The 22,370-nt window shown below is 67.0% G+C and carries 23 protein-coding genes; 18 read left to right on the top strand and 5 right to left on the bottom strand.

The window, feature by feature from the left end; genetic code table 11:
* Positions 1-28: 28 nt before the first annotated feature.
* Entirely contained in the window at positions 29-1,282 is a 1,254-nt protein-coding gene (locus C8J26_RS00590; RefSeq protein WP_208631304.1) for an MFS transporter, read from the bottom strand.
* Positions 1,283-1,391: 109 nt separating this feature from the next.
* Between C8J26_RS00590 and C8J26_RS00585 the strand changes: the two genes are divergently transcribed.
* From C8J26_RS00585 to C8J26_RS00575, 3 genes are all read left to right on the top strand, one after another.
* The gene (locus tag C8J26_RS00585) at positions 1,392-2,534 is read left to right on the top strand and encodes an ROK family protein (protein ID WP_244185095.1); all 1,143 of its coding nucleotides are present in this window, start codon (positions 1,392-1,394) and stop codon (positions 2,532-2,534) included.
* Positions 2,535-2,647: 113 nt separating this feature from the next.
* Positions 2,648-5,164: a TonB-dependent receptor gene (locus C8J26_RS00580; RefSeq protein ID WP_107956324.1), complete on the top strand. Its 2,517-nt coding sequence runs from the start codon at positions 2,648-2,650 to the stop codon at positions 5,162-5,164.
* 17 nt (positions 5,165-5,181) lie between these two features.
* A complete protein-coding gene (locus C8J26_RS00575; protein WP_107956986.1) occupies positions 5,182-6,117 on the top strand; it encodes a glycerophosphodiester phosphodiesterase family protein in 936 nt (311 codons plus the stop codon).
* A gap of 142 nt (positions 6,118-6,259) precedes the next feature.
* Here the strand turns inward: C8J26_RS00575 and C8J26_RS00570 are convergent, their stop codons facing one another.
* Positions 6,260-6,508, bottom strand: coding sequence for a hypothetical protein (locus C8J26_RS00570; RefSeq protein WP_056419414.1), 249 nt, complete (start codon positions 6,506-6,508; stop codon positions 6,260-6,262).
* Positions 6,505-6,807, bottom strand: a complete 303-nt coding sequence (locus C8J26_RS00565) for a hypothetical protein (protein ID WP_107956323.1) — start codon at positions 6,805-6,807, stop codon at positions 6,505-6,507. The genes C8J26_RS00570 and C8J26_RS00565 overlap by 4 nt, the downstream gene beginning before the upstream one ends.
* Before the next feature lie 179 nt (positions 6,808-6,986).
* Between C8J26_RS00565 and C8J26_RS20310 the strand changes: the two genes are divergently transcribed.
* On the top strand, positions 6,987-7,130 hold the full coding sequence (locus C8J26_RS20310; RefSeq protein WP_156359738.1) for a hypothetical protein: 144 nt from the start codon (positions 6,987-6,989) through the stop codon (positions 7,128-7,130).
* A gap of 11 nt (positions 7,131-7,141) precedes the next feature.
* Here the strand turns inward: C8J26_RS20310 and C8J26_RS00560 are convergent, their stop codons facing one another.
* On the bottom strand, positions 7,142-7,963 hold the full coding sequence (locus C8J26_RS00560; RefSeq protein ID WP_107956322.1) for a Crp/Fnr family transcriptional regulator: 822 nt from the start codon (positions 7,961-7,963) through the stop codon (positions 7,142-7,144).
* A 265-nt stretch (positions 7,964-8,228) separates the two neighbouring features.
* On the opposite strand from C8J26_RS00560, the gene C8J26_RS00555 reads away from it, so the two are divergent.
* The 5 genes from C8J26_RS00555 to C8J26_RS00535 all read left to right on the top strand — a co-directional run bounded on the left by C8J26_RS00555 (position 8,229) and on the right by C8J26_RS00535 (position 13,053).
* A complete protein-coding gene (locus C8J26_RS00555; protein ID WP_107956321.1) occupies positions 8,229-9,329 on the top strand; it encodes a catalase family protein in 1,101 nt (366 codons plus the stop codon).
* Complete coding sequence (locus C8J26_RS00550; RefSeq protein WP_107956320.1) at positions 9,329-9,928, top strand: carboxymuconolactone decarboxylase family protein; 600 nt, start codon at positions 9,329-9,331, stop codon at positions 9,926-9,928. Before C8J26_RS00555 ends, C8J26_RS00550 begins: the two co-directional genes overlap by 1 nt.
* Positions 9,925-10,386: a hypothetical protein gene (locus tag C8J26_RS00545; RefSeq protein WP_107956319.1), complete on the top strand. Its 462-nt coding sequence runs from the start codon at positions 9,925-9,927 to the stop codon at positions 10,384-10,386. Before C8J26_RS00550 ends, C8J26_RS00545 begins: the two co-directional genes overlap by 4 nt.
* Before the next feature lie 87 nt (positions 10,387-10,473).
* Entirely contained in the window at positions 10,474-12,525 is a 2,052-nt protein-coding gene (locus tag C8J26_RS00540) for an L-dopachrome tautomerase-related protein (protein WP_107956318.1), read from the top strand.
* Between the two features lie 126 nt (positions 12,526-12,651).
* Complete coding sequence (locus tag C8J26_RS00535) at positions 12,652-13,053, top strand: acyl-CoA thioesterase (protein WP_107956985.1); 402 nt, start codon at positions 12,652-12,654, stop codon at positions 13,051-13,053.
* Between the two features lie 129 nt (positions 13,054-13,182).
* Here C8J26_RS00535 and C8J26_RS00530 read toward each other — a convergent pair whose 3' ends face one another.
* Positions 13,183-14,577: a helix-turn-helix domain-containing protein gene (locus C8J26_RS00530; protein ID WP_056419433.1), complete on the bottom strand. Its 1,395-nt coding sequence runs from the start codon at positions 14,575-14,577 to the stop codon at positions 13,183-13,185.
* Positions 14,578-14,678: 101 nt separating this feature from the next.
* On the opposite strand from C8J26_RS00530, the gene C8J26_RS00525 reads away from it, so the two are divergent.
* From C8J26_RS00525 to C8J26_RS00485, 9 genes are all read left to right on the top strand, one after another.
* Positions 14,679-16,205, top strand: a complete 1,527-nt coding sequence (locus C8J26_RS00525; protein WP_107956317.1) for an acyl-CoA carboxylase subunit beta — start codon at positions 14,679-14,681, stop codon at positions 16,203-16,205.
* Positions 16,206-16,340: 135 nt separating this feature from the next.
* A complete protein-coding gene (locus C8J26_RS00520; protein WP_107956316.1) occupies positions 16,341-16,856 on the top strand; it encodes a hypothetical protein in 516 nt (171 codons plus the stop codon).
* A 54-nt stretch (positions 16,857-16,910) separates the two neighbouring features.
* The gene (locus C8J26_RS20305) at positions 16,911-17,198 is read left to right on the top strand and encodes a hypothetical protein (protein WP_056419443.1); all 288 of its coding nucleotides are present in this window, start codon (positions 16,911-16,913) and stop codon (positions 17,196-17,198) included.
* Positions 17,195-17,416 (top strand): hypothetical protein, encoded by a 222-nt coding sequence (locus C8J26_RS00510; protein ID WP_056419446.1) that lies wholly within the window; start codon positions 17,195-17,197, stop codon positions 17,414-17,416. Before C8J26_RS20305 ends, C8J26_RS00510 begins: the two co-directional genes overlap by 4 nt.
* The gene (mce, locus tag C8J26_RS00505) at positions 17,413-17,838 is read left to right on the top strand and encodes a methylmalonyl-CoA epimerase (protein WP_107956315.1); all 426 of its coding nucleotides are present in this window, start codon (positions 17,413-17,415) and stop codon (positions 17,836-17,838) included. The genes C8J26_RS00510 and mce overlap by 4 nt, the downstream gene beginning before the upstream one ends.
* A complete protein-coding gene (locus C8J26_RS00500) occupies positions 17,838-18,617 on the top strand; it encodes an enoyl-CoA hydratase-related protein (RefSeq protein ID WP_208631303.1) in 780 nt (259 codons plus the stop codon). The genes mce and C8J26_RS00500 overlap by 1 nt, the downstream gene beginning before the upstream one ends.
* A gap of 123 nt (positions 18,618-18,740) precedes the next feature.
* Positions 18,741-20,885: a methylmalonyl-CoA mutase gene (gene scpA, locus C8J26_RS00495; protein ID WP_107956313.1), complete on the top strand. Its 2,145-nt coding sequence runs from the start codon at positions 18,741-18,743 to the stop codon at positions 20,883-20,885.
* Between the two features lie 131 nt (positions 20,886-21,016).
* Positions 21,017-22,009, top strand: coding sequence for a biotin synthase BioB (gene bioB / locus C8J26_RS00490; RefSeq protein WP_244185094.1), 993 nt, complete (start codon positions 21,017-21,019; stop codon positions 22,007-22,009).
* Positions 22,000-22,362 (top strand): lysozyme inhibitor LprI family protein, encoded by a 363-nt coding sequence (locus C8J26_RS00485; protein WP_107956312.1) that lies wholly within the window; start codon positions 22,000-22,002, stop codon positions 22,360-22,362. The genes bioB and C8J26_RS00485 overlap by 10 nt, the downstream gene beginning before the upstream one ends.
* Positions 22,363-22,370: the final 8 nt, after the last annotated feature.

Here is a 22,370-nt window from a genome sequence, read left to right as displayed (position 1 = left end):
AAATTGGGGGCGGCTGGAGAGGCCGAATTCAGGCCGGTGTGCGGCGCAGCAGGAGCAGGCACGACACGCAGCCCAGCACCGGTAACGCCAGCGCGGCGACCACGATGGGGGAAATACCGCCGAGGCACGCGGTGCATGCACCATCCTGCAACGCGACCGCGATCGAGAGGATCGCGCCGCCGACGCCGGCCGCGCCCTTGAGCGTCGCGAGAAACAGGCCGATCGGCAGCGCTTCGGACCCGCCGCCTTCATCCTTGCCGGCACGGATGCTGCGCGCGAGAAGTGCCCAGATCGCCATGTTGGCACCGGCGTTCGCGATGCCGATGACGATGAGCGGCGCCAAACCCGCGCCCTTGTCGAGCTGCCAGCCCAGCAACGCGACACCCGCAACCATGAACCCATAGGCCAGCCGCAGGACGGTCTGTGACGAGCAGCGCTGCGACAGCAGGATCCAGCCGGGCAGCGACAGCGCCTGCGCCAGCGTCATCGTCGACAAGGCGGGTCCCGCCCAGGCCGCATCGCCATGCACCACCGTGCCGAAGAATGGCAGCGCGCGACTGAAGATCGGGATCAGGCTCGACTGGATCGCAACGAGCATCAGCACGCGGCGATAGGCGTGGTTGCGCCACAGTCGGGTGAGCAGAGCAGCGGAACTCGCACGCACGGGAGCGACTGCCGCAACTGGCAGCGTGCTGGTCACGTGCCGGGCGAGGGTCAAGGTCGCGAGATACAGGAGGCCGCCGCCAAGCGCACACAGCCCGAACGCCGCAGGCCGCTCTGCGGCGCGTGGCACCGCCAGCAGGTAGGAGGAGGCAAGGCCCACCAGCCCGGCCCCGATCGCGCTGAAGACGAGGCGGAGCCCCGACACCATCGATGCATTCCGCGCGTTGGTCGCGACCCGGACGAGCAGCGTGTTGTGCCCGATGTCGCACAAGGTGTAGCCGATCCGGCAGGCCGCGACCGCCGCAACGACGAGCAGCGGATGCGATCGCGCCGGGATCGCGAAGATCGCCCAGAAGGCGAGCCCGCACAGCGGCGCGCCGATCTGGATCAGCCGGCCGAGCAGATCGGGCCGGGCATAGCGGTCGACGAGATGCCCGACCACGACATCGGCGCACGCGTCCCAGAACATCATCCCCGACAGCAGCGCCCCCGCCCATAACGGCGGGAGATGCGCGGCGGTGACGAGATAGAACAGCAGGAAGCTCTCGAACGTCGTCCAGACGACGCTCTTGCCAAGGTTGCCCGCCGCATAGCCGAGGTTGATCCCGCGCCGCGGCACGGACTCATCGCGAATAGGCGCAGGGGTGGGCAGGGGAGCGGCCATCGTGCGAGCGGGTAGCGGTGTCGCCTTTCATTTTCTTGACATGCTGCAAATATATACGGTCGCGATGATGAACCGACATCGCCCGCAGATCCTATTGACCGAGCAGCAGAAGCGCATCCTCTGGCAGCTCCGCATCGGTCGACCGAGCCCTCGGATCCAGCTCGCCGAGACGCTCGGCATGAACGGCGCCTCGATGACGCGGATGACGCAGCAGATGATCGCGCTCGGGGTGGTCGAGGAGCAGGATTCGCAGGGTGCGGCGACACGGGGGCGGCCGATGGTGCCGCTCGCGATTTCGGGGCATGGCGGATGGGCGGTCGGCGCGACGGTCCATCCGGGCTGGCTCGAACTGGTGCTGGTCGATTTCTCGGGCAAGCCGTTGATCCGCGATTCGCTTCGGTTCGACAGCCCCGATCCGCTGGTTTTCGCGCGGACGCTCGATGCGCGGCTGCGTGCGCTGGCCGCCGACCATGGCTTCATGCGCGGGCGGTTCCTCGGGGTGGGCGTGGCGGTTCCGGGTTACAGGATCCGTGGCGATCGCAACCATCGTCAGGTCGTCGACCGGCTGTCCGGCTGGAGCGACGTCCCGCTTGCCGAAATGCTCGGCGACGTGCTCGGCATGGCGGTGTGGATCGAGAATGACGCGACCGCCGCCGCGCTCGCCGAATTCTACCAGAAGGATATCATCGGGCGGTATCGCTCGGTGCTGGTGCTGTTCCTCGGGCATGGCATTGGCGCGGGGCTGATCGCCGAGCGCGATCTGTTCGCGGGCGAGCATGGCAATGCGGGCGAAGTCGGGCGGCTGTTCCCGACCGGCCAGCCGCGACCGTCGGGAATCGACCTGCTGCATCTGTTGCAGGCTGCCGGCGAAGCGATCGAGTCGCTGTCGGAGATCGACGCGTTGCAGGTGCGGCAAGCCCCGCTGATCGCCGACTGGATCGAACGCGTCGCCCGCCAGCTCGAATATGCGGTCATCACCGGCACGGTCTGGCTCGACCCCGGCGCGGTCGTCATTTCGGGTGCGCTGCCGCTGGCGATACTGGAGCGGCTGGCAGTACGGATCGATCATCTCGTAGCGGCGCGCGACGCGGACTATCGCGGGGAAATTCCCAAGGTTCACGCGTCGCCGATCGGCAGTTCCGCGGTGGTGATCGGTGCCGCGCTCGCACCGATCCATGCGGTGACCGCACCCAGTAACGGGGGCTGAACGGCGTCATCCATACAATTCTGGTAGCGATTATTTAATTACGTGAAAGTAATTAAAACTGTCATGACCGCTGATCATAGCGCGCCCCATCGTGACCTTTGGGGGGTATCAACATGCATAAGAATCGTTTCCTGAGCAGCACCGGCCTGTGGGCCTTCGCCGCGCTTGCCACCCCGGCCGTCGCGCAGCAGCCCGCGCCGGTGGCGAGCGCTGTACCGCAGGCCGCTGCCCCCGCCGCCGAGCCCGAGGCCGTCCCGAGCGACATCGTCGTGACGGGCTCGGCGCGCGCGCAACGCCGCTTCGACGTTTCCTACGCCGTCAACACGCTGTCGAGCGACGACATCAAGAAGCTCGCGCCGCAGAGCATGGCGCAGCTGCTCAGCGCGATCCCCGGCGTCCAGGTCGAATCGACCGGCGGGGAGGTGCAGAACATAACGCGCGTCCGCGGCATCCCGACCGATCGCGGCTATCTGTATTTCCAGCAGGACGGCCTGCCGCTGTTCCACGATCTCGACGGCTATTTCTTCAACGCGGGCGACGGGATGAACCGCAACGACCTGATGACGCAGCGCGTCGAGGTCGTCCGCGGCGGCCCCGCGCCGATCTATGCGAGCGGGGCGGCGGCGATCGCCAACGTCATCACGCGCACCGGCACCGACACGCCGCACGGCGAGGCCAAGCTCACGCTCGGCACGTCCGGGCTGTACCGCCTCGACGCGTACCAGTCCGGGCCGCTCAAGCATGACACCTATTATGCGATCGGCGGGTTCATCCGCCAAAACGACGGCTACCGCGACGCGGGCTTTCCGTTCGATCGTGGCGGGCAGATCCGCGGCAATCTGAAGCACGATTTCTCCAACGGCTCGATCAAGCTGTCGGGCGAATATGTGAACGACCGCAACGGCTTCTATCTGTCGCTGCCGACCGCGGACCCGCGCAACCCGTCGGTCAGCCTCAACCCGTTCCTCAATTCGCTGACGGGCACGTTGAGCACGCCCGCGCTGCGCTCGGTCAACATCGCGTACCGCAATGGCGCAGGCGTCATCCAGAACCGGAGCGGTGATCTCGCCGACGGCCGTCACATGCGGATGGGCAATGCGCAGCTCGATTACGAGGGCGATTACGGGCCGTGGCACGTCTCCGCCAAGGCAGGCTATACCTCGGGCCGCTCCACCCTCGACGCGCTCTACACGACGTCCAACCCGCAGGATGCGACGACCTTCGCCAATGGCTTCCGGTCGGCGGCGCAGTCGGCGTTCGGCAATGTCGCACGGCTCGGCTACGCGATCGCGGGGACGAACGGCGCGACCGTCTATGACCCGGCGAGCCAGTCCGGCCTGGTGCTGAGCGCCCAATATCGCTCGACCGAGGCGAAATTCTATTCGGGCCAAGGCGATCTGAGCGTCACGCGCAAGTTCGAGACGCCGATCGGCACGCACGACATCCGCGTCGGCGTCTATGGCGCGGACTGGGGCAGCACCGTCTTTGGCGTCTATCAGAACTATCTGGTCCAAGTCGCGTCGCAGCCCAAGACGCTCGATCTCATCGCCTATGACGCGCAGGGCGCGGTGCGGGGCTATGTCACCGACAATGGCGCGCTCAACGACGCGTCCTCGCTGGTCGGCGGCAAATATGATGCGCAGATGGTCGCGGTCTACGGCACCGACACCTGGGACGTGACCGACAAGCTGCGGATCGACCTCGGTTTGCGCCAGGAATATTACAGCTATACTGGCTTCTCGCAGACCACCGCGGCCTATAACCTCGGCAGCGCGACGACGCTCGCGGACAACAGCACGCGCGGCTTCACTGGCGCGATCGTCAACACCAAGCTCAAGCCCAAGGCGACGAACTGGACCGTCGGCGCGAATTACGATCTGAGCCGCAGCTTCGGCGTCTACGCGCGCGCGTCGCAGCTCGAAGTTCCGGCCTATGCGTCGTCGGTGGCGATCGCGGGATCGTCGTTCACCGCGTCGAAGGCCAAGCTGTACGAAGCCGGGGTCAAGGCGGTGTCGGGGCGGTCCTATCTGTACGTCACCGGCTTCTACACCAAGTTCGATCCGCTCAACGCGAGCTTCACCACCTTCAACCCGACCACCGGGCGAAGCGACCAGGTCGTCAACTTCGTCGGCTCGGCGGAGGACAAGGGCATGGAGGCGGACGGCCAGCTCCGGATCCGCGGCCCCTTGTCGCTGTCGGGGGCGCTGACGGTGCAGGACCCCAAATACATCAACTTCACCAGCAGCACCGGGGCGAACGCCGGGGCGGTCGCTGGCAAGCAGATCGTTCGCCAGCCCAAGGTGTACGGCAACATCCGCCCGAGCCTCGATTTCAACGCGGGCGGTAATCGGGTGAGCGTCTATGGTCGCTACGATTATGTCGGAAAGCGTTTCGTCGACGTGACCAACACGACCGCGCTGCCCGGCTACGGCTATTTCAGCGCAGGGCTGATGGTCGATCGCGGTCCGTGGAGCTTCCAGGTCGCGGGCGACAACATCACCAACGCGCATGGGCTGACCGAAGGCAATACCGCTGGCGATACGCTGACCGGGCAGGGGGTGCCCGACGCGATCTTCGGGCGCCCGCTATGGGGCCGCAACGTCCGCTTCTCGCTCGGGCTCAAGTGGTGAGCGTGATGGACATGCTCATGAAAGTCCTGCCCTGCGCGGTCGGCGGGCTGTTGCTCGCCACCGGCACCGCGAGCGCCACCACGACCGACGGCATCATGGCGAACATCCGCAACCCGCAAGGCCGACTCGTCGTCATCGCGCATCGCGGCTGCCACGAGCCTGCGCCACGCCATGGGTTCGGTGCCGCGCCCGAAAACGGGGTGTCGGCGCTGGAGCATTGCGTTGCGATCGGGGTCGACATGATGGAGACCGATGTCCGCGAGACCAAGGACGGCTATCTCGTCATGGTGCATGACGAAACCGTCGACCGCACCACCACCGGCACCGGCAAGGTCGCCGATCTGACGCTCGCGCAGATCAAGGCGCTGCGGCTCCGCCAGAATGAGGGCGGTCGCGACGCCCCGGTGACGGCGGAGCAGGTGCTGACGCTCGACGAAATCCTCGCGCTCGCCAAGGGACGCATCACGCTCAACCTCGACGTCAAGGATGCGATCTACCCGCAGGTGATCGCGGCGGTGCGCGCGGCGGGGGCGCAGGACCGCGTCACGCTCAAGACGCGGGTCGGCATCGGCTCGCCGCCGATCGCAGCGATGGCGCCGTATGACGAGGTGCCGTTCCTCGTCATCCCGATGGAGGGCGACGACAGCGGCGCGACCATCCCCGACATCATCGGGGCGCAGATGGGGGGGCGCACCAAGCCGGTCGGGATCGAACTGCCGTACCATCTGCCCGAGGCGGCGCTCCCGGCGATTGCGGCGCGCGCGCGCGCTCTGGGTGTGCGGCTGTGGGTGAACATGCTCGACGGCAGTTTCGTACTCGGCGCGGGCAGCGACAAGGATGCGTTGCGACTCCCCGATGCGGTATGGGGCAAACTGGTCAGGGAAGGCGCATCGATGCTGCTGACGGACGAGCCCGAGGCGATGGTGACGATGCGGGATACGGCAAGGAAATAACGTCACGCAAGGCTTCCGCCTATGTTGCGCAGGCAGCCGGCGGCGTCTTCTGGACCAGTCGCTCGGTTCGGACTCTTCAAATCGCCGCCCGCTTGATCTCCTGGCCTTCGCCGGATCTCAAGCGTGGCGGCGGTGCGGTTGGTCAGCGCACGCCCTGCTTGCGCGCCCCCGCGATCATCTTCCGGGCGACCAGGCGAACCGCGTCGTCATCCTTGGTCGCGTCGGTTGCCGGATCGCCGAGGTGATCGAGGCTGTTCTCCATGAAATCGAGCAGGCCGCTGTGACGGTCCTCGACATATTCCATCAGCTTGAACAGCAGATGCTCGGTCGCGATTTCGCGCTGGCGGGCCAGTGTCGCGGTATCCGGCGTCGGGGTATCCGGCGTCGTCACTTTGCTGCCTGCTCCGACGCGTCGAACTCGGCGAACGCGGCACGAACCTCATCGGCGGTGGCATCGTCGGCGACGTCGACGGTCACCACGACCTTGCCGTTCAGCTCGGCATCGTCGCGCGGCTCGGGGCTCGGCGCGCCTGCAGCGTTGTCGGAGCCCGCTTCCTCCATACCCGCCGAGTTTGCGGCGCCATCGGGTGCGACGACGACCTTGGACCGGTCGATGTCGAATTGCTGGACCAGCCGCTCGACGGTCATCTCGGCTTCGCGCCGCGTATCGAATTTTCCGATCAATTTCATCTTGGTTTCTCCCAGCCGGGGTGGCGTGGAGCATCAACACGCGAGACCGTCCGCGGTGCCATGCGCGCGGCGTCACGCAGGACCGGTCCGCCGCAATTGACGCATTCGGGGGCGGACCATAAACATTCGTGCCAGAGCAAAGGCTTTCGAGGCCGAGGTCCTCCGGATGGGAATGGTGTATGCCGCAACGCGCGCTGAAACCCGAACAACGGCTGTGCGAACATCTCGAAGATGCGCTGGCCGAAGCCGAGGCGCTCGGCTGGATCGTGGTCGCCGCGCTGATCTCCGAAGCGCTCGAGGCAATGGCCCGGCCAGAGGTCTGACCGGGCGACGCTTAGCCCAAAGACGTCGCCACGGCCACGTCCTGACCGTGACTCGCTGGCCGTAGCGACAGGCCGCGATCATCCCCCAGCAGGCGGCGATATTCCGCCTCGGCATGGCCATAGGTGTCCGCGGCGAGCCGCATCAGCTTGGCACGGTCACGCACGGTAATGCGGCCGCGACCCGCGCGGATCGCCCGTTCCTCCTCGAGCCGGTGGAGCGCATCGGTGACGCTGCTGCGACGGACGCCGAGCATCAGGCTGAATTCCTCGTGCGTCATGCAGATATCGTCGTCGCGGACCCGGTCATGGTAGAGCAGGATCCAGCGCGCCATGCGCCGCTCGATCGAATGCGCGAGCGACGAGACGATCGTCCGTCCCATCTGGATCATGAAGACGTTGACGAACCGCAACAGCGACAGGCGCAGCGTCACGCTCTGTTCGACGGCGGCGACGAAATGCTCCGCCGCGATGCGCAGCGCCTCGCCGCGCTCGGCACGCATCACCACGTCGTAGGGCGAGCGGCTATTGCCGAGGAGGAGCGGCCAGCCGACAAAGCCTTCCGCCCCGATCAGTCCGACGGCGTAGCGATGATCGCCGTCGAGCGCATCGAGCACGCCGGCGATGCCCTCTTCGGGAAAGCACAGGCTGTCGATCGCATCGCCCGCATGCGACAGCGGATCGCCGATCGAAAACGGCACGCGGGTCAAATGCGGGGCCAGCAGCGCGAAGTCCTGCGCGCTCAGGCTCCGCAGCAACAGGTTCTTCGTATCGCACTGTCGAAACTGCTCGGTCAGGACATCGGGCTCGGCTGTTCCGAACATCTTCCACGTCATCGTCGTTTCCTGAAAAAGGTCTGGACCTCAAAGGGATCAGGGCTCTGTCCGGTTCCGTACCGCAACCATTGTATCAAGATCGGGGTTGCTGCCTGTGAGACTAGAGGAGTCCCCATGACCGTTTCCCTCGAACAGGCGCTCGACGGGCACGCGGTCATATCGCGCGCGGGACTCCAGGGCGCTGGCGGTTGCGCGGGTTAGGGCCGCGTTCGCCTGCACCTCGCGCACCCGCCGACCTCATGACGATCACTGGAAAGGCAAACACATGGCCAACGAACCGATCCGCTACAGCCCCGACGTCGAGCAGGTGCAGCCCGACGAGCAGGATACCGTCGTCGAACTAAACGAGGCGTTCGATGTCATTCTCGAGCGCACGGCCGAGGATTACGGTCATGCGGTTCGCTCGGTCCATGCCAAGTCGCACGGGCTGCTCGAAGGCGAGTTGACGATCGATGCGGGCCTGCCCGCCGAGCTGGCACAGGGGCTGTTTGCGACGCCCGGCGCGCACAAGGTGCTGATCCGCCTGTCCACCAACGCGGGCGACATCCTGCCCGACGTCATCAGCCTGCCGCGCGGCCTGGCGATGAAGGTGTTCGATGTCGAAGGCGAGCGTCTGCCGGGCTCTGAGGGCAATGCGCAGGATTTCATCATGGTCAACGGCCCGGTATTCCAGGCCAAGACCTCGGCAAAGTTCCTCGGCAACCTGAAGCTTCTCGCCAGGACGACCGACCGGATCGAGGGCACCAAGACCGTCGCGTCGGCCGTGTTGCGCGGTGTCCGCCACGCGTTCGAGGCGGTCGGTGCCGAACCGCCGACGGCGCTCAATTCGCTCGGCGGCGCGCCCAATTCGGAGCCGCTCGGCGATACCTATTACAGTGCGACCGCGTTCCGGTACGGCGATCATATCGCCAAGTTCAGCCTGGCACCGGTCGCGCCGGGCATGACAGTGCTCACCGGCAAGGAGATCGACGTCGACGGTCGCGAGAACGCGATCCGCGAGGACGTCCGCGACGAGGTCCGAGGCATGAATCTCGAATGGGAATTCCGCGTCCAGCTGTGCCGTGATCTGGAGGCGCAGCCGGTCGAGGATTCGACCGTGCAATGGGACGAGCAGGCGGCGCCGTTCATCCGCGTCGGCACCGTTCGCGCCCCGGCGCAGGACAGCTGGAGCGACGATCATGTCCGTCGCATCAATGAGGAAAGCCGCTTCAGCGTGTGGACCGGGATCGCCGCGCATCGCCCGCTCGGCAACATCAACCGCGCCCGCAAGGACACGTATCGCCATTCGGCGGACTTCCGCGCACGCACCAACGGCTGCCCCTATCACGAGCCGTCCGCGCAGGACGCCGGATCGGAGCGCATCTGATGCGCGTCGCACCATTTCCACCCGGAGAGATGCCCGCCGAGCTTCGTCCGCTGCACGACGAGATGGGCGCGTATATCGCCGAGCATCTCAAGGGTTTCGTCTCGCGGCGCGACGATGGCGCGCTGATCGGTCCGTTCGCGCCGATGTTGCGCTTCCCGGCCTTTGGCCGCGCCGCCTGGATCTATACCAAGGCGCTGATCGACAATGCCAGCTTGCCCAAGCCGGCGCACGAGGTCGCGATCCTCGCCACGGGGGCGGCGTTCAACTCGCGCTACGAACTTTACGCGCATGAGCGGGTAGGGGCGGCCGTTGGCCTCAGCGACGCGAAGGTCGCGACGATCGCGGCGGGGCAGCGTCCCGCCGACCTGACCGAGGAGGAGGCCGCAGCCTATGACGTCGCGGTCACGCTGGCGGGCGGTCGGCAACTGCCCGCGACGACCTATCGACGCGCGGTCGACGCGTTCGGCGAAGACCGTACCGCCGAGCTGATCTACCTCGTCGGCGGCTATTGCCTCGTGTCGGTGCTGCTCAATGCCTATGACATGTCGGTACCCGGTCGGGAGGAAAGTCTTCCTGACGATCGGGGAGAGGCGGCATGAGCGCCCGGCGCACCACCGGCGCGGTGGCGGGCGGGATCGTCGCCGGGCTGGCGATCACCGTGCTGCTGATGCGGGGGGAGAAGACCAGCGGCACGCCGTCGGAGCTGGTCGATCTGGAACGCACGAGCGCGCGCAAGCTCGGCATGGCGACACCGCCCGCCGACCGGCTCGCGGCACCCGGCGAACAGGCGATCGTCCAGGGCGGCCATTTGCTGCTCTCGGCAGGCGCGGCGCTCGTCTATGCCGCCGCGACTGACGAGGACAGCGACGTGCTGGTCTCGGGTATCGGGTTCGGCCTGGCCTTTTACACGGCGATGCACTGGCTGACGGGGCCGTTGCTCGGCGTGAAGCCGCCCGAATGGAAGGCGGATGCCGGGACGATCGGCATGCATACGCTCAACCATGTCGGCTTCGGTCTGGCGACCGCTGCGGGCGCCAGGCTGGCGGCGCGCGCATGAGCGCGATGCGGCGCGTCGCGCAGCCGGACGGTGCAGTGCCCGTCATGCCGGAACCCTATGCACCTACGCCTGTTTGGGAGCGCTGACATGCCGATCATCACCACCGATACGCTGGCCGTCGCCTATACCGACACGGGGCCGCGCGATGGGCAGCCCGTGCTGCTGATCCATGGCTGGCCCGACGATGCCTCGACCTGGGACTCGGTCCTGCCGGCGCTCCATGCCGCGGGACTGCGGACCCTCGTGCCGACGCTCCGTGGCTTCGGCGAGACCCGATTCATTGACGCAGATACCCCACGCACCGGCAACAGCGCGGTGCTGGCGATGGACATGATCGCGCTGATGGATGCGCTCCACATCGATCGCTTCATGATCGCGGGGCATGACTGGGGCTCGAACACTGCCGAGGCGCTCGCGGTCGGATGGCCCGACCGGGTCGAGCGGCTGGCGATGCTCGCCACCCCGCCGCGCCTGGGGGGCATGCCGACTCCGCCGTTCGCGCAGGCGCAGCGGCAATGGTATCACTGGTTCATGGCGACTGCGCGCGGTGCGCAGGCGGTCCGCGACGATCGCACCGGGTTTGCGCATATCCATTGGGAGAATTGGGCGCCGCCGGGCTGGTTCGACGAAGCGACGTTCCAGCGCGTCGCGCGCGCGTTCGACAACCCCGACTGGGTCGACGTCACGCTGCACAGCTACCGTGCGCGCTGGGACGAGGCGGAGCCCGATCCGCGCAGCCAGTGGTTGGAGGACAAGGTCAAGGCGACCGCCACGCTGTCGTTGCCCGCGATCTACATCCAGGGCTCGGTCGACGGCGTGAACCCGCCGTCCGCGAGCAAGGCCGTGCCCGGCAAGTTCGCGGGACCTTTTGCGTTCATCGAACTCGCCGGCGTGGGTCATTTCCCGCAGCGCGAGAACCCGAACGCGGTCGCGCGCCATCTCATCCAGCTTTTCACCGGCAATCCTGCCGACCTGTCCGACACCATCGACCGGAGCCTGTTAATGTCAAAGACCAAGCCCTTCCTCGCGGGCGCCGCCGCCATCGCCGTCATCGCCGCCGCCGCGATCGGCGTCGCGCAGGCCCAGCCTCGTGGTGCCCAGCCGCGTGGCGCCACGCCGCTGACTCAGGTCGCGCAGTTCGATCACCAGGCGACGGGCGTCGCAGTCACCGCCGACGGCCGCCGCTTCGTCAATTTCCCGCGCTGGACCGACGACGCGCCGATCTCGGTCGCCGAAGTGATGAAGGACGGGTCGCTCAAGGCCTATCCGGATGCCAAGTGGAACAGCTGGCGCAACGCGCGGGCGAGCGAATTGCCGGTCGACGACTATTTCGTCTGCGTCCAGTCGATCGTGCCCGACGGCCACGGCAATCTCTGGATCCTCGATCCTGGCGCACCGGGTAACGAAAAGATCCTCGAAGGCGCACCCAAGCTTGTGAAAGTCGACCTCGCGACGAACCGCGTGACGAAGGTCATCAAGGTGCCGCTCGACGTCGCGTTGCAGGGCACCTACCTCAACGACATCCGCTTCTCGCCCGATGGCAAGACCGGGTACATCACCGATTCCGGTACGCGCGGCGCGATCATCGTGATCGACCTGGAAACCGGCAAGGGCTTCCGCGCGCTCGACGGGCATGGATCGACGCAGATCGACAAGGCCGTGAAGGTGATGACCGACGGCAAGCCGCTCGTTCGCCCCGACAACCGCCAGCCCGCCTTCGCCGCCGACGGCATCGCGATCTCCAACGACGGCAAGACGCTGTATTACCAGGCGCTGACCGGCAAGACGCTCTACTCGATCGACACCGCGCTGCTCCGCGACGGCGTCAGCGAGCAGGATCGCGCCGCGGGCGTGAAGACGGTGGCGCAGACTCACGTCGCCGACGGCCTGTGGATGAGCAAGGCGGGCGTGCTCTACATCACGTCACCGACCGACAACGGTATCACGCGGCTCGTCGGCGATCATGTCGAGCCGGTGCTCACCGATCCTCGCCTGCGCTGGCCCGACACCTTCGCCGAAGGCCCCGACGGTCGCATCTACGTGACCGCCAGCCACATCCAGGACACCAGCTGGTTCAAGCCGGGCGCACCCGCCTCGCTGCGCACCGAGCTGTTCTCGTTCGCACCGGCCAAGCGTTGATCGGCTGACCGGGATGTTTCCGCCCGGTCGATGCCCGGCGGGGCGGCTGCCAACACGCATATTTAATATTGGCAGCCTGCCTCGCCCGTCATCGCTATGTTCATGTTCGCATGTTATATATCGCGCGTGACAACAGCCATTCCCCATAACTACGCCATCGGCATCGAGCCGGCTGACATCGACTTCATGGGTCACGTCAACAACGCGAACTATCTGAAGTGGGTGCAGGCGGCGGTGATCGACCATTGGCAGCGGCTCGCGCCCGCCGATGCGGTCGCCGGACACCTGTGGGTCGCGCTCAAGCACGAGATCACATACCGCAAGCCGGCCTTCCTGAACGACGACGTCATCGCGACGGTGCTGCTTGAAAAGGTACAGGGCGCGCGCGCGTTCTACGAGACGATCATCAAGCGCGGCGAGGACGTGCTGGCCGAGGTGAAGTCGAGCTGGTGTTGCCTCGATGCGGAAACGCTGCGGCCCTCGCGACTCGCGAGCAACGTGGTCGAGCGGTTCTTCCCGAAGGACTGAGGCTGCCACCCCCCCGGCGAAGGCCGGGGTCCAATTGGTGAGGTGGCAGTAAGGGCGCGCAGTCCCTTGTTATTGCCGTCCCCCAATTGGGCCCCGGCCTCCGCCGGGGTGGTGCGTTGGTGTAGCGCGTCACACCACCTCATAGGGCACCGCGCCGCGCCGATCCGGATCGACGCGGATTTCGCTCGCGGCTGGCGGAAACGCGCGCTGGTCGCAGTCGGTGCGCAGGCAGATGCGGCACGAAGACCCGATCGGCGTCGCGATTCCCCCGGTCCCCAGCGCATCCGCATAGATGAACTCCGACGCATTCGCCTCCTCGCAGCCCAGCGCCACCGCATAGCGCCGCGCCGGCCGCGTGTAGGTCTCGGACGGTTTCACCAGCCCCTTCGCCATCGAGACATAGCGGATCCCGTCGGTCGTCTCGATCAGCTGCGTCAGGATCCGGTCCGGAATCGCGACCGCCTCGTGCACGATCCACAGCGGACACGCCCCCCCGAACCGCGCGAACTGCAACCGCGTGGCCGAATGCCGCTTGGTGATGTTGCCCGCCATGTCGACGCGGCAGAAGAAGAACGGGATGCCGAGCGCACCGGGGCGCTGCAGCGTCGAGAGTCGGTGGCAGGTCTGTTCGAAGCTCGTCCCGAAGATCCGGCGCAGCCGGTCGATGTCATGGCGCACGCTGCGCGCCTCGGCGCGGAAGCGGGTGTAAGGCATCACGATCGCGCCGGCCGCGTAATTGGTGAGCCCCGCGGTCAGCAGCGCGCGCGCGGTTTCCGACACCATCTCGGATGCGGCGACGATCCCGCCGATCACGTCGCCGAACTCGTGCCGCGCGACCTGGTGCGCGAGTGAGAACAGGATCGTCTCGCCCGGCTGCGATCCGTCGAGCCGCAACGTCGCACCGTCATACTCGCGCAAGGGTGCTGCGAGCGCGCCCGAGATCGCCACCGATACGCCGCACGCCGCGAGCCTTGCCTCGAGCGCGGCGATCCGGTCGCTCCCCAGCGTCTCCCCGATCTCTTCCGCGCGGCGGTCGAGCGAGTCGACATAATTGCCCGCCGCGTGAAACCAGTCGCGCACGTCCTCCCACGGCAGCAGCCCGGGTGCGCCAGACCCCGCGACCAGTCGGTCGTCGAGCGCGCGCAACTGCTCCTGCGCACGGCGATACGCGTCATGCATCGCGACGAGCCGCTGCGCGAGCAGCGGCTGGTGCTTCACCGCGCGGCGGATCGCGCGCTCGTCGAGCGTAGGCGCCGCAACGCTCGTGTCGGTGACCGCCTCGAGCGTCGCGACGAGCAGCGCGGTGTCGTCTGCGGCGTCGATGCTGCCCCAGTCGGCGGGAAATTCGCGCGCGAGCGTGACGAGCACGGCTTCGCTGACCGGGCGATCGCCATTCTCGATCTGCGAAAGATAGCTGACCGAGATACCGATCCGCACCGCCATCGCCGCCTGGCTGATCCCGACCGTACCGCGCAAGGTCCGCAGCCGGTGTCCGACAAAGAGGCGGCGAGGGGGCGTGGTCATCGCACGAGTCTAGTTTGCAAATATGGGCGGCACAAGTTTGCAACATTGCATTTGCGCGAAGCGTCCCGCTCTGTGAAGGCAACCAGCAGGACGGAGAGACGATGTCATCGACGATCGAAGAGCTTGAACGACGCCGCGAAGCCGCAAGAGTGGGCGGGGGTATCAAGCGGATCGCAGCGCAGCACGCCAAGGGGAAGCTCACCGCAAGGGAGCGCCTTGACGTGCTGCTGGACGAGGGATCGTTCGAGGAGCTCGACATGTATGTCGAGCATAACTGCGTCGATTTCGGCATGCAGGACCAGGTGATCCCCGGCGACGGCGTGGTCACCGGATCGGGCACGATCAACGGCCGCCTCGTCTTCGTGTTCAGCCAGGATTTCACCGTCTTCGGCGGCAGCTTGAGCGAACGTCATGCGCAAAAAATCTGCAAGGTGATGGACAGCGCGATGAAGGTCGGCGCGCCGATCATCGGGCTGAACGACAGCGGCGGCGCGCGCATCCAGGAGGGGGTCGCCTCGCTCGGCGGCTATGCCGAGGTGTTCCAGCGCAATGCGCTCGCCAGCGGCGTCGTGCCGCAGCTGTCGCTGATCATGGGCCCGTGCGCGGGCGGTGCGGTCTATTCGCCCGCGATGACCGACTTCATCTTCATGGTGAAGGATTCGAGCTACATGTTCGTGACCGGCCCCGACGTGGTGAAGACAGTGACGAACGAGGTCGTGACGCAGGAGGCGCTGGGCGGCGCGGTGACGCACACGACCAAGACGTCGGTCGCCGACAACGCGTTCGAGAACGATATCGAGGCGTTGCTCGCGGCGCGCGACTTCTTCGATTTCCTGCCCGAATCGAACCGAGCCGGCGTGCCCGAGCGGCCGACGGCGGACGAGTGGGACCGGATCGAGGACAGCCTCGACGCGCTGATCCCCGCATCGGCGAACCAGCCCTACGACATGCACGAGCTGATCCGGAAGGTCGTCGACGAGGGCGATTTCTTCGAGACGCAGCCGGCGCATGCGGCCAACATCATCACCGGCTTCGGCCGGATCGAGGGGCGCACGGTCGGCTTCGTCGCGAACCAGCCGATGGTGCTGGCCGGCGTGCTCGACATCAATTCGTCGAAGAAGGCGGCGCGGTTCGTGCGCTTCTGCGACGCGTTCGAGATCCCGATCGTGACGTTCGTCGACGTCCCCGGCTTCCTGCCCGGCACCGCGCAGGAGCATAACGGCATCATCAAGCACGGCGCGAAACTGCTGTTCGCCTATGCCGAGGCGACCGTGCCCAAGATCACCGTCATCACGCGGAAAGCGTATGGCGGCGCGTATGACGTGATGGCGTCGAAGCACCTGCGCGGCGACCTCAACTATGCGTGGCCGACCGCCGAGATCGCGGTGATGGGCGCGAAGGGCGCGGTCGAGATCATCTTCCGTGGCAAGACGCCCGAGGAGATCGCCGAGCGGACCGCGGAATACGAGGCGCGATTCGCCAACCCGTTCGTCGCGGCGTCGAAGGGCTTTATCGACGAGGTGATCCAGCCGCACTCGACCCGCCGCCGGATCGCGCTCGGCCTACGGAAACTTCGCGGCAAGAGCCTGGAGAATCCGTGGAAGAAGCATGATAACATTCCGCTGTGATCCCGCGTGTCATGCGGTCCGGCTCAGCCTCCGTCACCCCAGCGACCGCTGGGATCTGACGCGGCCGGGCGGCGGTTCGCGTGCTGAAACTTCGGCATCCGCTGGAGTGATGACGTGCCGGGGGACGGAGGTATCATGCTAGCGTTTCTCCTGCTTCTCCAGGCCGCCGCACCCGCGCCAGCCGCCCCCGCCTGGAAGCTCGCCGACCGCACCAATCCCGCGGGCGTGCGCAGCATCTCTGCCTCGGTTACCGGCAATGACGGGCTCTCGCGGTTCGTCGTGAAGTGCGACGTCGCGTCCGAACCGATCGTGTCGATCCAGTTCATCCAGCCGCAGCCGCTCGGGCCCGGCGCGGACAAGCCCGTCGCGGTGCGGTTCGATGGCGGGCCGGCGTTCACCTATAACTGGCAGTTTCCGGGGACGGGGACCTATGTCACCGATCCCGAGGCGATCACCAGGCTGACCAGTTTCCTGGTCAAGTCGAAGACGGTGCGCGTCGAGACGACCAATGGCGCGAGCTTCGCAGTGCAGGCGAACTTCGCCGCACCGGCCAGCGATGCGATGGTGCGGCAGGTGCTCGGCGTCTGTGGGTACACGCTCGGGGTCGTTCCCCCGGTGCCCGCCAAGCCCGCCGCGGAGCCGGCCGAATGACGCGTTGTATCGCTGCCAGCCGCACATTATCATGTCATGATAAGGAGTCGTGACATGCAGACCGAACGCGTGACGTTTCTGACCTCGCCCGATCACAAGGCGGCGCTTGATGCCTTTGCCGCCAGCAACGGTAAATCCGTCGGCCACGTGCTGCGCGAGGCCTCGACCCGGTACCTCGTCGAAGGCGAAGCGGACGAGGAAGCTGCGCTGGCCCTGCTCGTCCGCGAAGTCGAGGCTGCCGTTCCCGTGATGCGCGCCGATATCCGCGACACGATCGCCTCGATCCAGCGCGCCAACGACGCCGTCGATGCGGTGCTTGCCGGCGAGCGACCCCGCGCATGAGCGTGGTCGGCGATGCGTTGAAGGCGATGCGCACCGTCCTGCTCATGCAGGAGGATCTGCGCTTGATGAAGGACGCCGCGCACGCACAGAGCGATCGGCTCGCGCGTCTCGCTGAAGCGCATGGCGCGCTGCGCGACCGCGTCAGCCGGCTTGAAGGCATTATCGAGGGCGCTGCGATGGCTCGTCGCATGCCCGACCAGCCGAGGATCGAAGGATGACTGCCAATCTTGGCCGCCTCAACCATGTCGGCGTCGCCACGCCGTCGATCGCGCAGTCGATCGAGACGTATCGCACGCTACTGGGCGCGACCGCGATCGGCGAACCGTTCGATTTGCCCGCGCAAGGCGTGAAGGTGTGCTTCATCGATGCGCCCAACACGCAGATCGAACTGATCGAGCCCTATGACGACAGCTCCCCGATCGCGGGGTTCCTGCGCAAGAACCCGGCGGGCGGTCAGCATCATGTCTGCTTCGAAGTCGCGGATATCGACGCGGCGGTCGCGGATCTGAAGGCAAAGGGCGCGACCGTGCTCGGCGAACCGCGGATCGGCGCGCATGGCACGCCGATCGTGTTCGTGCACCCGAAGGACTTTGGCGGGATGCTCGTCGAACTCATGGAAACACCGAAGGGCGCGCACTGATGGCCGAGCATATCCTGAGCGAACGGCGCGGCGACGTGCTGGTGCTGACGCTGAACCGCCCCGACCGGCTGAACGCCGCGCCGCCTGCGATGTTCGAGGAACTGGCCGCGGCGCTCGCCGATCTCGACGGTGCGCGCGCGGTGCTGATCGCCGGCGCGGGGCGGGCGTTCTGCTCGGGCGCGGACGTCGGCGGCGGGGCGCTCGGGTCGGACAATCCGGGCGAGGCGACCTATGAGGCGCTCACCCGCAGCTATAATCCGACGATGGTGGCGATCGCCGACCTGTCGGTGCCGGTGGTCAGCGCGGTGCGCGGGCCGGCGGCGGGGATCGGCTGCAGCCTCGCGCTCGCCGCCGATTTCTGCGTCGCGAGCGAGAGTGCGTATTTCCTCCAGGCATTCGTCAATATCGGGCTGGTGCCCGACGGCGGCGCGTCGTGGATGCTGCCGCGGCTGATCGGCAAAGCGCGGGCGACCGAGATGATGATGCTCGGCGAGCGGGTGCCCGCGGCTAAGGCGCTCGACTGGGGGATGGTGCACAAGGTCGTCGCGGACGACGCGCTCGACGCCGAGGCGTTCGCGCTGGCCGAGCGGCTGGCGGCGATGCCGACGGTCGCGCTCGGGCTGATGCGGCGCGCGATCACTGCGGCGTATGCGAGCGATTACGCCGGCGCGATGGAGGCCGAGGCGGTCAACCAGCGCGCGGCGCGCGGGTCGGCGGATTCGATGGAGGGCGGCATCGCCTTCCTGACGAAGCGCAAGCCGGTGTTCACGGGCAAGTGACGACTCGCTCTTCTCGTTCCCCGGCGAAGGCCGAGGCCCAGTCTCGATGCGCAGCATCGAACGCGCTCCCGCGCGCGATTTGTTTGAGGGGCTGGGCCCCGGCCTTCGCCGGGGAACTAGGTAATGACTGATAAATCCAATCCAACGATCGCCGACTGGCAGGCCGCCGCCGCCAAGGAAGTCAAAGGCGCCGACCTTACCTGGGCCACCCCGGAAGGGATCGACGTCAAGCCGCTCTACACCGCGGAAGATGTCACCGCCGACCCTGGCCTCCCCGGTTTCGCCCCCTTCACCCGCGGCGTCCGCGCATCGATGTACGCCGGCCGGCCGTGGACGATCCGGCAATATGCGGGGTTCTCCACTGCCGAGGCCTCCAACGCCTTTTACCGCCGCAACCTCGCCGCCGGCCAGAAAGGCCTGAGTGTCGCGTTCGATCTCGCCACGCACCGCGGCTACGACAGCGACCATCCGCGCGTCACCGGCGACGTCGGCAAGGCAGGCGTCGCGATCGATTCTGTCGAGGACATGAAGATCCTGTTCGACGGCATCCCGCTCGACAAGATGTCGGTCAGCATGACGATGAACGGCGCGGTGATCCCGATCCTCGCCTTCTTCATCGTTGCGGGCGAGGAGCAGGGCGTGCCGCGCCACCTGCTCGACGGGACCATCCAGAACGACATCCTCAAGGAGTTCATGGTCCGCAACACCTACATCTACCCGCCCGAGCCGAGCATGCGGATCATCTCGGACATCTTCGGCTACACCAGCCGCGAGATGCCCAAGTTCAACAGCATCTCGATCAGCGGCTATCACATGCAGGAGGCGGGGGCGACGCAGCTCCACGAGCTCGCCTTCACGATCGCGGACGGCATGGAATATGTGAAGTACGGCGTCGCGAGCGGTCTCGACATCGACAAGTTCGCCGGACGCCTCTCGTTCTTCTTCGCGATCGGCATGAACTTCTTCATGGAGATCGCCAAGCTGCGCGCCGCGCGCGTGCTGTGGCACCGCGCGATGACGCAGCTGGGCGCGCAGGACGAGCGCTCGAAGATGCTGCGCACGCATTGCCAGACGTCGGGCGTGTCGCTGACCGAGCAGGATCCGTACAACAACGTCATGCGCACGACGATCGAGGCGATGGCGGCGATGCTGGGGGGCACGCAGTCGCTCCACACCAACGCGCTCGACGAGGCGATCGCGCTGCCGACCGACTTTTCCGCCCGGATCGCGCGCAACACGCAGATCGTGCTCCAGGAAGAGACGGGGATGACCAAGGTCGTCGATCCGCTCGGCGGCAGCTATTATATCGAGAGCCTGACGCAGAGCCTCGTCGACGGCGCATGGACGCTGATCGAGCGGATCCAGGCCGAGGGCGGGATGGCGAAGGCGGTCGCGGCGGGCTGGCCCAAGGCGATGATCGAGGAAGCCGCGGCAGGTCGCCAGGCGCGCGTCGATCGCGGCGAGGACGTCATCGTCGGCGTAAACAAGTACAAGCTTGCCGAACAGGACGCGATCGAGATCCTCGACGTCGACAATGTCGCGGTGCGCGCAGGCCAGGTCGAACGGATCGCGCGCGTAAAGGCGACGCGCGACGACGCGGCGTGCCGCGCCGCGCTCGATGCGTTGCGCGAGGGCGCGAAGGACTCGGGCAATCTCCTCGCGCTTGCGGTCGAGTGCGCCCGTGCACGCGCCACGCTCGGCGAGATCTCCTCGGCGATGGAGGACGTGTTCGGGCGCTACGGCACGCAGCCGACGCCGGTATCGGGCGTTTATGGCGGCGCGTATGAGGACGACGCGCGCTGGACCCGGCTGACCGACGGTGTCGCGGCGACCGAGCGGCGGATGGGCCGCAAACCACGCATGCTGGTCGCCAAGATGGGCCAGGACGGCCATGATCGCGGCGCGAACCTCGTCTCGTCGATGTTCGGCGATCTGGGGTTCGAGATCGTGCCGGGGGCGCTGTTCCAGACCCCGGCGGAGGTCGCCGCGCTGGCGCTGGCCAAGGACGTCGACATCGTCGGCGCCTCCAGCTTGGCGGCGGGGCACAAGACGCTGATCCCCGAGCTGATCGGCCACCTGCGCGAGGCGGGACGCGCGGATATCAAGGTGATCGCGGGTGGCGTTATTCCCGCACAGGACTATCAGGCGCTGCGTGATGCCGGGGTCCAGGCGATCTTCGGACCCGGCACCAACCTGATCCAGGCCGCCGAGGACGTCTTGAAGCTCCTCGGCCACAATATGGGCCCGCAAGAGGAAGCCGCAGAATGACCGATACCATGGCAAATCTTCTCCCCTCCCGCACGCGGGAGGGGCCGGGGGTGGGCTCGCGCCATCAGCCGGACGCGACGCCGATAGCGCGTGCCCACCCCCCGACCCCCTCCCGCGAGCGGGAGGGGGAGGTGCGCATCGACTGGACCCGCCCGGAAATCGCCGCGCTGTTCGATCTCCCGTTCGACGAACTCATGTACCGCGCGCAGACCGTCCACCGCGCGCATCACGCGGTCAGCGAAGTGCAGCTGTGCACGCTCCTGTCGATCAAGACCGGCGGCTGCCCCGAGGATTGCGGCTATTGCTCGCAGTCCGCCAGCGCGGACACGCAGCTGAAGGCCGAAAAGCTGATGGACGTCGACGCGGTCCTCGCCGACGCCGCGCAGGCCAAGGCGGCCGGCTCGCAGCGCTTCTGCATGGGCGCCGCCTGGCGCAACCCTAAAGCCCGCGACATGCCGAAGGTCGTCGCGATGGTCGAGGGCGTGCGCGCGATGGGGCTGGAGACGTGCATGACGCTCGGCATGCTCGACGCGGACCAGGCGAAGCAGCTCGCCGACGCCGGCCTCGATTACTACAACCACAATATCGACACCTCGCCGGAGAATTACGGCAACGTCATCACCACGAGGACCTTCGGCGATCGGCTCGAGACGCTGGCGAACGTCCGCGACGCGGGTATCTCGGTCTGCTGCGGTGGGATCGTCGGGATGGGCGAGACGCGCAGCGACCGCGTCGGCTTCGTCCACGCGCTCGCCACGTTGCCGCGCCACCCCGAGAGCGTCCCCGTCAATGCGCTCGTCCCGGTCAAGGGGACGGTGCTCGGCAACATGCTCGCCGACACGCCGCTGGGCCGAATCGACGACATCGAATTCGTCCGGACCGTCGCGGTCGCGCGCATCACGATGCCGCTCAGCATGGTTCGGCTGTCCGCCGGGCGCGAGAGCATGTCCGAGGCGACTCAGGCACTGTGCTTCATGGCGGGCGCGAACTCGATCTTCACCGGCGACAAGCTGCTCACCACGGGCAACGCCGGCGACAGTGCCGACGCGACGCTGCTCACGAAGCTCGGGATGACACCGATGGTCGGCCCGGAACCGATGCGCGAGGCCAAGACATGCTGCTGATTGCGCTGCTGCTGACCGCCGCCGCGCCGATCCAGACGCAGGCCGACATGAACCGGTCCGCGGGCACGAGCTACACGCAGGCGGATGCGGCGATGACCGCGCAGTGGAAGCGCACCTATGCCTATATGAAGCAGCGCGACGGGCAGGACGGGTCGCGCGGCGGCGGGTTCGGTTATGCCGCGGCGTTGCTCGAGAGCCAGCGCGCCTGGCTCAAGTTCCGCGACACGCAATGCGTGATCGAGGGCGGGCAATATGCCGGCGGTTCGGCGCAGGGCATGACGACCGCCGGGTGCCGCACCGATCTGACCAAGGCCCGGACGGCGCAGCTCAAATCGATGATTTGGTACCAGTAACCCCAAGT

It is taken from the genome of Sphingomonas aurantiaca (assembly GCF_003050705.1).
Classification (GTDB): domain Bacteria; phylum Pseudomonadota; class Alphaproteobacteria; order Sphingomonadales; family Sphingomonadaceae; genus Sphingomonas; species Sphingomonas aurantiaca.
Note: the sequence above shows the minus strand (reverse complement) of the source record. Positions and strands in the feature narration are given on the sequence as shown.